Raw genomic sequence first — 7,505 nt, 5'->3', positions numbered from 1 at the left:
GGGAGAACGCGGCGCTGAGCGAGCGCGTATCGGACTTGAGCAGGCAGGTGCAGAGTTTGAGCGAGCAGCTGCGCCGCTTGTCCGTGAGATGAACGCCATCGAGCAGCGGCAGGCACATGAACGGGCGCTGCAGCACGAGAAAGCGCCAGAGCCGGAGCGGCCACAGCTGCAGAAGGGGCTGGATTACCCCAGAATGCGTTAACTGAACAGCCTGGACCAGAACCCTTTTTTTTGCGCCTGCTCCAGGCTTTCACTGAGCTTTTTGATTTCTTCCCGCAGCTGGTTTTTCTCGTCCTCATGCTGCTGATTTTCTTTTTCCCGCAGCGTTTTGTCTTCCAGCATCAACGTGATGGCCTGTTTCATTTCAGCCAGCTCTTTCTGCATGGCTGTCAGCTGCTCATGTGGGAAATTTTTCTGTGTATTTTCACGGTGTGAAACGCTGGGAATTTGTTTCTCAGGTAAATTCACATTGCCGTATACGCGGATCAGTTCGGATACATCCACGACCGGGTTGTTTTTCCCGTCGCGTGACACGGTCACTTTCCCTTGTTTTACGTGGTTATACAGCGTTCTTCTGGTGATGCCGGCTGCCTGTGCTGCCTGTGAAAGGTTGAGCAATGTTTTTGCCACTGTATACCCCTGATTTTTTCGGGTGTGAAAGGTGTGTAATTTCTCACAATCATTATAGCGCCAATGTAACCCGAATTTCCTGGTGATAATGGGAAGCGCTGAACGCTATCAGTCGCTCCTGTCGATTTTTTTCTGTTCCAATGGCCTGATGATTGTCGCGGTATTGCGACAAGTACAGTCAGTGGTTTCTGCGGCCGGCAGGTGATGCAATAGCGGTATCAGATAAAACAGGGGCAAGACGATGAAAGCATTAATGACAATAGCATTGGCTGTGAAGGTGGTGGGACTGGTACTGGAGGCGCTGATTCTGGCTATCGAGTCCGGTCTGCTCCGACGGTGAACGGCAGAGCAGATCGGTGCTCAAGGGGGATTATTCCTGCAGGCCGTGATAGCCGGCTTCTTTCTGGTGCCGGACAGTCAGGATCACTATCCGGTCCGTTTCCCGGTCGTGGCGATAGAGCATCACATAACCACTGTCGCCAAATCCGATCACCAGTTCCTGGTATTCCAGTGGGAGAAGAGAAACCGGGCGGCCCATGTCAGGCTGCGTTTTCAGCTGCTGGATAGCCCGGATGATCACTTCACCGGCTTTTCTGGCCGCCAGCCGGTTTTTGGTTTTGAGAAAGTCCTGCAGGCGCTGTAAATCCCGCTGCGCCAGTGCGGAGACAATTACCTGTGGCATGGTGGAGCATCCTGCTCATTCTCAGTTCCCCAGGTATCTATCCACGCTTCCACCTCTTCGGCGCTCAGGTGCAGACCGGTTTCCTGATAGTGCTGCCATGCGGCCTGTCCATCCCTCAGGTACTGGCTGCGCTTTTCTTCCCGGTCGATGTATTCGGTGATCGCTTCCAGCATCAGGGCATGAGCGGAGCGATGGCGGTCATCGGCAAGGGTTTTCAGGCGGTCTTTGAGTTCATCATCAAGCCTGATGGATGTCGCAGCTGACATAAAATCACCTTTGTAGTCATGTGTAATACATGTGACTACTTTAATCGGAGTCAGTGATATTTGCCAGAAATACGGCTTACGTTGCCCGTTTTCCGCCAAACCCGGACTCATGCACCTGGCTGCATAGCCATGCATCCGGGTATGATTTATCCGGTGCGTTTCTGGCGGGTTTTCGGGTGGTTTGTTGCCGCTTTTACCGGTTATCCGTCAGAAACGCCCTGAGCGCGTCTGAGCGGTGCGCGTAATGCGACGTTATGGTAAATGCGGTTTTTTATTGTGTCGCTTACTTGTGCTTATCACCAGTCTCTTTTAAAATTTAAAATTCGAATTTTAAATTTTAAAAGAGACTGGCATGGCTTACAAAAACAAAAATGGTCAACCAAGAGAGCGAGCCATGGTTGCCGCGTATTCTTTGGTAACGCAGTTTGGTGGCAAGCAGCAGGATGTAGCTAAAGTGCTTGATTGTTCACCATCTACGATTCATCAGTGGGTAAAAGAGATTGGTTATAAAAAAGAGATCGCGGGACTGAAGCAAGAGCTTAGTGATGCGAATGAATACATCGAAGAGCTAGCTGATAATCTCGGACTTGAATACCATCCAGATGAACCGGAAGAGAATGATGAGGATGATCGTTAGCTCATCCTTTAGTTCTCGCTATGAAAAGGCCCGCAAATGCGGGCCTTTTCAATTAACCATTTAAGGGATGACCATTGCAGTTTTCAACAGGCCTTCCGCATATTGGGCAAAAGAGAGCATCCTTTTTCTGTATCATTTTGATTTTCATTAATTAACTCCGTTTTGTGCTGATTTTTGTAGGTTAGCTGCAACGTTTTTCAAGTTTTGAACAATGTGCGCTTCTGCATTTACGGCAGTATGACTGTGGGATTTTTCTGCCGTCAGACATCTCTCTAAAGCCGAAGATCTCGTCTATCTCTTTAACATCCCTACCTGCGGTTACTTTGCAACACGGACATTCAGCGCCCATTTCATACGGCATACCCATCTCCCCGTTTTTGGAAGATACAGTCGGTACTGTACCCTCTTTTCTTATGTGGGTTTAATCGGTTTTTTTCAAGTGGTTACCATAAAGACTTTCTACATCTAAGGTGAGCAATGTGATTCATTCACATACTGAGGCGTTATGGTAAATGCGCACAATGTGCGGTGTGAGGGAAAGGGGCCAATCGAGAGGCCTGATCCATTAATCTCTATTGCCTGATATTAAATACAGTCTTTGGCTGTATTCTTCCATATCCAGTGACGATGACATTAAGCTCCATTGTGATGATTGTATGGGAAACCATATGTCAGAACGCGCTGGTTCTTGCTGCTGTGGTGAATGCGATGAGATGTCTATTTTTGTTCCTTTTTCCAAACGAAAGTCTTTGAAATGATGATTCCTCTTATACCACCTTGTTGTATTGTCTGCGTTGAGAGATACAGCCGCCAAAGGTTGTTCTGAGAGATCTATTAAGTGACAGCATGTGGCTGTAGCGCTAGTCCCATAGTGTTTTGCCAGCTCCAATACCAGCTCTATATCATGCGATTTGGCTTGTATTTTATTGAGGAAATCAGACTCTGGCATTAGTAGATATGCTGCAAATTGGTCTGCTTCTCTTTCTATTTGTTTCGAGTGTGGCTGGTTCTGTATGTCGGATAGTGTTCTAAATGCAACTTGGTGAGATGGATCTTGTTGGTGGAGGAAGTAATGGCCAAGTTCATGGGCGATAGTAAAGTTTTTCCTGCCTTCTTCTTTTATGTTTTTGTTATACAAAATTGCTGTTACATCGTCTGTGATGTACAAACAGCCAATAAATTTCTTGAGGTCTAAGTCTGCCTCTGAGACGTCCACACCCAGGCTTTTTGCTAACTCGATGCAGTTAATTGGATAGGAATCCGATTCACTCTTGTCCTGTAACCATGCTGCGATTACCTGAGCAGCTTTGTCCCTGGGTGTGTTCATTAATTACCTTGGTTTTATTGCTTTAAGTATGCTCATCAGCTGTTCTTTTGTTTCATCATCTAGCTCTTTGTATTCTCTAAAGAATACAGTATCTCTATCGTTTGTTTTTCGAGCATCCATTAGTGAATCGATTGTAACATCTAATGCTTGGGCGATCTTGGATACAAGATCTGCTGACGGTTTTATATCTGGCTTTTTCTCCAGCTCCCAAATATAGCTTTTTGTTGAGCCTACTTGTGCTGCTAATTGCTCCAGGGACAGCCCGCGAGATGTCCTCAGCTCTCTGATCTTTTCGCTAAGCATATGATATTCCTATTTTATGTATGTTTTGGTGGCGTGATCGGTGCTTATGGCACCGTTAATTACAGATAGTATGGGATAAAAGTATTGCCATAGCAATACGATGGTATTGCTATGGCAATACTTTTTGTAGATCTATAGCTTGACTTTTCTTCGTTGGAAATGATACCTTGGCATTAGAAGTGCGAATCCGTACTTCCCAAAGGTTCAAGGAGTTAAGTATGAAGCCTGGTAATCGCGCTACACGTTCGGGACAGTATGAAATTATTGGAAGTCGAGGAGCTTCGACTGGAGTAGAAAGAACGGTTGTTAAAGGGGAGCCTTTGCCACCAACTCCCAAGTCTGGACAGACGTACAAGCTTGTCGATCCAACCAAAAATGGAAGTGGTAGAAAAGGAAAGTAATAGCTCTACACAGGTCAATGCGGTGAAGTCATCTGTCTACCGTATTGGGTTAATGAATAGAGGCCATAACTTAGATTGGGGAATCGAAGTGTAGCCTCTTAACTCTCATTAGCCAAGAACTAGATGATATTGGGATGAGGGATTGTATATGAGCAAACCAGCGCCTAAAGGGTTCAGGTGGGTATTCTGTCGCTACCGTCGTGTTAAGAATTCGACGCGTATGCTCGATGCTCATGATTATGGCTATGAGGCTTGGTCCTTTCTTGTGCCAGGCCGATAAGTTGAATGCATTAATTTAAAGCCTCTTGCGGAGGCTTTCTTTGTTGATTTCACTTCGAAAAGGATACTCTATGTTTTTAGGTGCTTTTATTGTTTTGGCGGGAATCCTTTCTCTTTTAGAGAGCCTTGGCATTGTTGCTGCCGAGGTTAAGTGGGGAATGCCGTTAGCAGTTATTTGCTTTGGCTTGCATTTGGTTTATGAAGCCATTAGAGCCAGGAAAGAAAGAATGAGTGAGAAAGGATCTTCTTGAGATCCTCTCTACCTACGAGTAATCTCTTGCTCTGTAAACGAAAAAACCGCCTTGCAGGGCGGTTTGATCGAAGGTTAAGCCAGCTTGCAGGCTGCTTAACCAGGTAACTGTCTTGTGCGAGACGAGTCACCAAAACTGTCCTTTCAGTGTAGCCGCAGTCAGGCCACCACTTCAAGTACTCTCTAAATCTCTCGCACATCATCAGTTACCAATGGCTGCTGCCAGTGGCGTTTTTGCGTGTCTTTTCGGGTTGGACTCAAGTTGATAGTTACCGGAATGGACGCAGCAGTCGGGCTGAACGGGGGGTTCGTGCACACAGCCCAGCTTGGAGCGAACGACCTACACCGAGCCGAGATACCAGCAGCGTGAGCTATGAGAAAGCGCCACGCTTCCCGAAGGGAAAAAGGCGGAACAGGTATCCGGTAAGCGGCAGGGTCGGAACAGGAGAGCGCGCGAGGGAGCCGCCGGCGAGAAATCACCGGCATCTTTAAGTCCTGTCGGGTTTCGCCTTCCACTGATTTGAGCGTCCATTTGTGATACTCGTCAGGGGAGGCGGAGCCTATGAAAAAACGGGTTCCCCGCGGCCTTTGCCCTGCTTTTTCTTTCTCTCTACATCTCCTGTTAATACTTGAGTGAGTGTATGCAGCGCCCGCCGCAGTCTCACGTCCGGAGCATCGCGACCGAGTGAGCGAGGAGGCGCAATATCACCGTCCTGTCATCATTCCGCTTACGCTTCGCCGCCGCATTTTCCCCTGCCAAATAGAGGCAGTTAACACGCAAATTACCACAGTGCTAACATGAGTAAGCCAGTATACACAGCGCTAGCGTACTGTGACTGGTTCAGGGCTGCGCCCCGAAACCCGCTAAGGTCAACGGCCTGACGTACCCGGTCGGGCTTGCCGGCTCCCGGCAGATGCCCACAGACAAGCTGTGTACCTCTCCGGGAGCTGCGTTAGATCGCCACCCTAAATATTTTTCACCGGAGGCCGTTTGAGTACAAAACGCGACAAGATGCTGACCATGTGGGTCACGCAGGATGAGCATCAGCAGCTGCTTGAACGCTGTGACGGCAAACAGCTGGCGGCGTGGATGCGGCAAACCTGTCTCGATACCCGACCGGCGCGGTCATCACGCCTGCCGTCCATCGATCCGGTTTTACTGCGTCAGCTCGCCGGCATGGGCAATAACCTTAACCAGATCGCCCGGAAAATTAACGGCGGTCAGTGGTCAGGTGCTGATCGGGTTCAGGTGGTGGCTGCGCTGATGGCCATCGATGCCGGCCTTGAACGGCTGCGGCATACGGTGCGGGAGAACGGAGCTGACGATGATCGTTAAATTCCATCCGCGCGGGCGCGGCGGCGGAAGTGGCCCGGTGGATTATCTGCTGGGTAAAGACCGGCAGCGTGACGGGGCGACGGTGCTGCAGGGTAAGCCGGAGGAAGTCCGGGAGCTGATTGATGCCTCACCGTATGTCAAGAAATACACTTCCGGGGTGCTGTCGTTTGCCGAGAGTGACCTGGCACCCGGACAGCGCGAAAAGCTGATGGAGAGTTTCGAGCGGGTTCTGATGCCCGGACTAGATAAAGACCAGTACAGCGTGCTGTGGGTGGAACACGCCGACAAAGGGCGTGTGGAGCTGAATTTCCTCATTCCGAACACCGAACTGCTGAGCGGAAAACGCCTGCAGCCGTATTACGACCGGGCCGATCGCCCGCGCATCGATGCGTGGCAGACGGTGGTGAATGGCCGGCTGGGATTGCATGATCCGAACGACCCGGCAAACCGACGCGAGCTGGTCACGCCGTCGGCCTTGCCACAGGCGCAGCAGGAAGCTGTCAGAGCGATTACGCAGGGTTTAATGGTGTTAGCCTCATCCGGGGAGCTTAAAACGCGGCAGGACGTGACTGAGGCGCTCACAGCGGCAGGTTTTGAGGTGGTACGCACCACGCAGAGCAGTATCAGCATTGCCAACCCGGACGGGGGGCGAAATATCCGACTGAAAGGAGCCATTTATGAGCAGTCTTTTAGCGCTGGCGCAGGACTTGGAGCAGAAATCGAAAGCGCAGCGGCAATCTACCGGCGAGATGCTGAAAGCCGCATTCAGCGAGCACGAGGCGTATGTAAATCAGGAACTGAGCGAAAGCGCGAAGCGAATCAACAGCGCTATCCTCGACCACGACCAGAAGCTGGCCTCCGCCATCAGCCTGAACACCAGAGGGATGCTGAAAACCATCGGGCGGACGTGGCTGATTATCGCCGGCGTGTCATTCCTGCTGATCTGCACGAGCGGGAGCATTCTGTGGTGGCAGGGGCAGAAAATTCTCGACAACTACCAGGCCATCAGCGAGCAGAAAGACGCGCTGACGAAGCTGAACGCGCAGACGTGGGGCGTGAGCTTTCAGACGACCAGCGACGGACGGCGCTTTCTGGTGATGCCTGCAGGAACAACGCCGGAAGCCATTCCTTACAACGGTACGACGTGGGTACAACTGAAACAGGACTGACAGAGCATGACCGAACTGGAAACGCAATTATTGAGCGCATTCGAGCAACTGCAGCAGGATTACGCGCAGCAGCTGAGCGCGTGGGAAGCCGCCTCCTCGGAGTTGCAGAGGATGTTTGGCATTACGCAACGGGAGAACGCGGCGCTGAGCGAGCGCGTATCGGACTTGAGCAGGCAGGTGCAGAGTTTGAGCGAGCAGCTGCGCCGCTTGTCCGTGAGATGAACG

Annotated in this window: 11 protein-coding genes; 6 read left to right on the top strand and 5 right to left on the bottom strand. The window is 50.5% G+C overall.

Going from position 1 to position 7,505, the window contains the following annotated elements; translation table 11 throughout:
* Positions 1–92, top strand: a 92-nt coding sequence (locus SK34_RS25240; RefSeq protein WP_442854965.1) for an MbeD/MobD family mobilization/exclusion family protein, incomplete at its 5' end; no start/stop codon positions are given.
* Between the two features lie 106 nt (positions 93–198).
* Here SK34_RS25240 and SK34_RS23145 read toward each other — a convergent pair.
* The 3 genes from SK34_RS23145 to SK34_RS23135 form a co-directional block, all read right to left on the bottom strand.
* Positions 199–630, bottom strand: coding sequence for a hypothetical protein (locus SK34_RS23145; RefSeq protein ID WP_048234297.1), 432 nt, complete (start codon positions 628–630; stop codon positions 199–201).
* 370 nt (positions 631–1,000) lie between these two features.
* A complete protein-coding gene (locus SK34_RS23140) occupies positions 1,001–1,312 on the bottom strand; it encodes a type II toxin-antitoxin system RelE/ParE family toxin (RefSeq protein WP_015059150.1) in 312 nt (103 codons plus the stop codon).
* Positions 1,300–1,578 (bottom strand): CopG family ribbon-helix-helix protein, encoded by a 279-nt coding sequence (locus SK34_RS23135; RefSeq protein ID WP_014542884.1) that lies wholly within the window; start codon positions 1,576–1,578, stop codon positions 1,300–1,302. The genes SK34_RS23140 and SK34_RS23135 overlap by 13 nt, the downstream gene beginning before the upstream one ends.
* A 352-nt stretch (positions 1,579–1,930) precedes the next feature.
* Between SK34_RS23135 and SK34_RS23130 the strand changes: the two genes are divergently transcribed.
* Positions 1,931–2,215 carry a helix-turn-helix domain-containing protein gene (locus tag SK34_RS23130; protein ID WP_015059154.1) on the top strand — a complete coding sequence of 95 codons (285 nt, stop codon included), beginning with the start codon at positions 1,931–1,933 and terminating at the stop codon, positions 2,213–2,215.
* A gap of 565 nt (positions 2,216–2,780) precedes the next feature.
* On the opposite strand, the gene SK34_RS23200 is transcribed toward SK34_RS23130, so the two are convergent.
* Together SK34_RS23200 and SK34_RS23120 are read right to left on the bottom strand one after the other, a co-directional pair.
* Positions 2,781–3,542: an ImmA/IrrE family metallo-endopeptidase gene (locus SK34_RS23200; RefSeq protein ID WP_015059155.1), complete on the bottom strand. Its 762-nt coding sequence runs from the start codon at positions 3,540–3,542 to the stop codon at positions 2,781–2,783.
* Between the two features lie 3 nt (positions 3,543–3,545).
* On the bottom strand, positions 3,546–3,845 hold the full coding sequence (locus SK34_RS23120) for a helix-turn-helix domain-containing protein (protein WP_015059156.1): 300 nt from the start codon (positions 3,843–3,845) through the stop codon (positions 3,546–3,548).
* 751 nt (positions 3,846–4,596) lie between these two features.
* Here SK34_RS23120 and SK34_RS23115 point away from each other — a divergent pair.
* The 4 genes from SK34_RS23115 to SK34_RS24775 all read left to right on the top strand — a co-directional run bounded on the left by SK34_RS23115 (position 4,597) and on the right by SK34_RS24775 (position 7,502).
* Positions 4,597–4,776, top strand: a complete 180-nt coding sequence (locus SK34_RS23115; RefSeq protein WP_015059158.1) for a hypothetical protein — start codon at positions 4,597–4,599, stop codon at positions 4,774–4,776.
* A 1,011-nt stretch (positions 4,777–5,787) separates the two neighbouring features.
* A complete protein-coding gene (locus SK34_RS23110; RefSeq protein ID WP_176703133.1) occupies positions 5,788–6,111 on the top strand; it encodes a MobC family plasmid mobilization relaxosome protein in 324 nt (107 codons plus the stop codon).
* A gap of 677 nt (positions 6,112–6,788) precedes the next feature.
* Complete coding sequence (locus tag SK34_RS24780; protein WP_015059161.1) at positions 6,789–7,280, top strand: MbeB family mobilization protein; 492 nt, start codon at positions 6,789–6,791, stop codon at positions 7,278–7,280.
* 6 nt (positions 7,281–7,286) lie between these two features.
* Complete coding sequence (locus SK34_RS24775; protein WP_032634148.1) at positions 7,287–7,502, top strand: MbeD family mobilization/exclusion protein; 216 nt, start codon at positions 7,287–7,289, stop codon at positions 7,500–7,502.
* The last annotated feature ends 3 nt before the right edge of the window (positions 7,503–7,505 follow it).

The organism is Citrobacter sp. MGH104, from assembly GCF_001034485.1.
In the GTDB taxonomy this organism is placed as follows: domain Bacteria; phylum Pseudomonadota; class Gammaproteobacteria; order Enterobacterales; family Enterobacteriaceae; genus Citrobacter; species Citrobacter freundii.
This window is presented reverse-complemented; position numbering and strand designations above follow the sequence as displayed.

Excerpts from the sequence above, each read along its gene's own strand:
- SK34_RS23140 (WP_015059150.1), bottom strand. The coding sequence starts at position 1,312 with ATGCCACAGGTAATTGTCTCCGCACTGGCGCAGCGGGATTTACAGCGC.
- SK34_RS23130 (WP_015059154.1), top strand. The coding sequence starts at position 1,931 with ATGGCTTACAAAAACAAAAATGGTCAACCAAGAGAGCGAGCCATGGTT.
- SK34_RS23115 (WP_015059158.1), top strand. The coding sequence starts at position 4,597 with ATGTTTTTAGGTGCTTTTATTGTTTTGGCGGGAATCCTTTCTCTTTTA.
- SK34_RS23200 (WP_015059155.1), bottom strand. The coding sequence starts at position 3,542 with ATGAACACACCCAGGGACAAAGCTGCTCAGGTAATCGCAGCATGGTTA.
- SK34_RS23110 (WP_176703133.1), top strand. The coding sequence starts at position 5,788 with ATGCTGACCATGTGGGTCACGCAGGATGAGCATCAGCAGCTGCTTGAA.
- SK34_RS24780 (WP_015059161.1), top strand. The coding sequence starts at position 6,789 with ATGAGCAGTCTTTTAGCGCTGGCGCAGGACTTGGAGCAGAAATCGAAA.
- SK34_RS24775 (WP_032634148.1), top strand. The coding sequence starts at position 7,287 with ATGACCGAACTGGAAACGCAATTATTGAGCGCATTCGAGCAACTGCAG.
- SK34_RS23135 (WP_014542884.1), bottom strand. The coding sequence starts at position 1,578 with ATGTCAGCTGCGACATCCATCAGGCTTGATGATGAACTCAAAGACCGC.
- SK34_RS23120 (WP_015059156.1), bottom strand. The coding sequence starts at position 3,845 with ATGCTTAGCGAAAAGATCAGAGAGCTGAGGACATCTCGCGGGCTGTCC.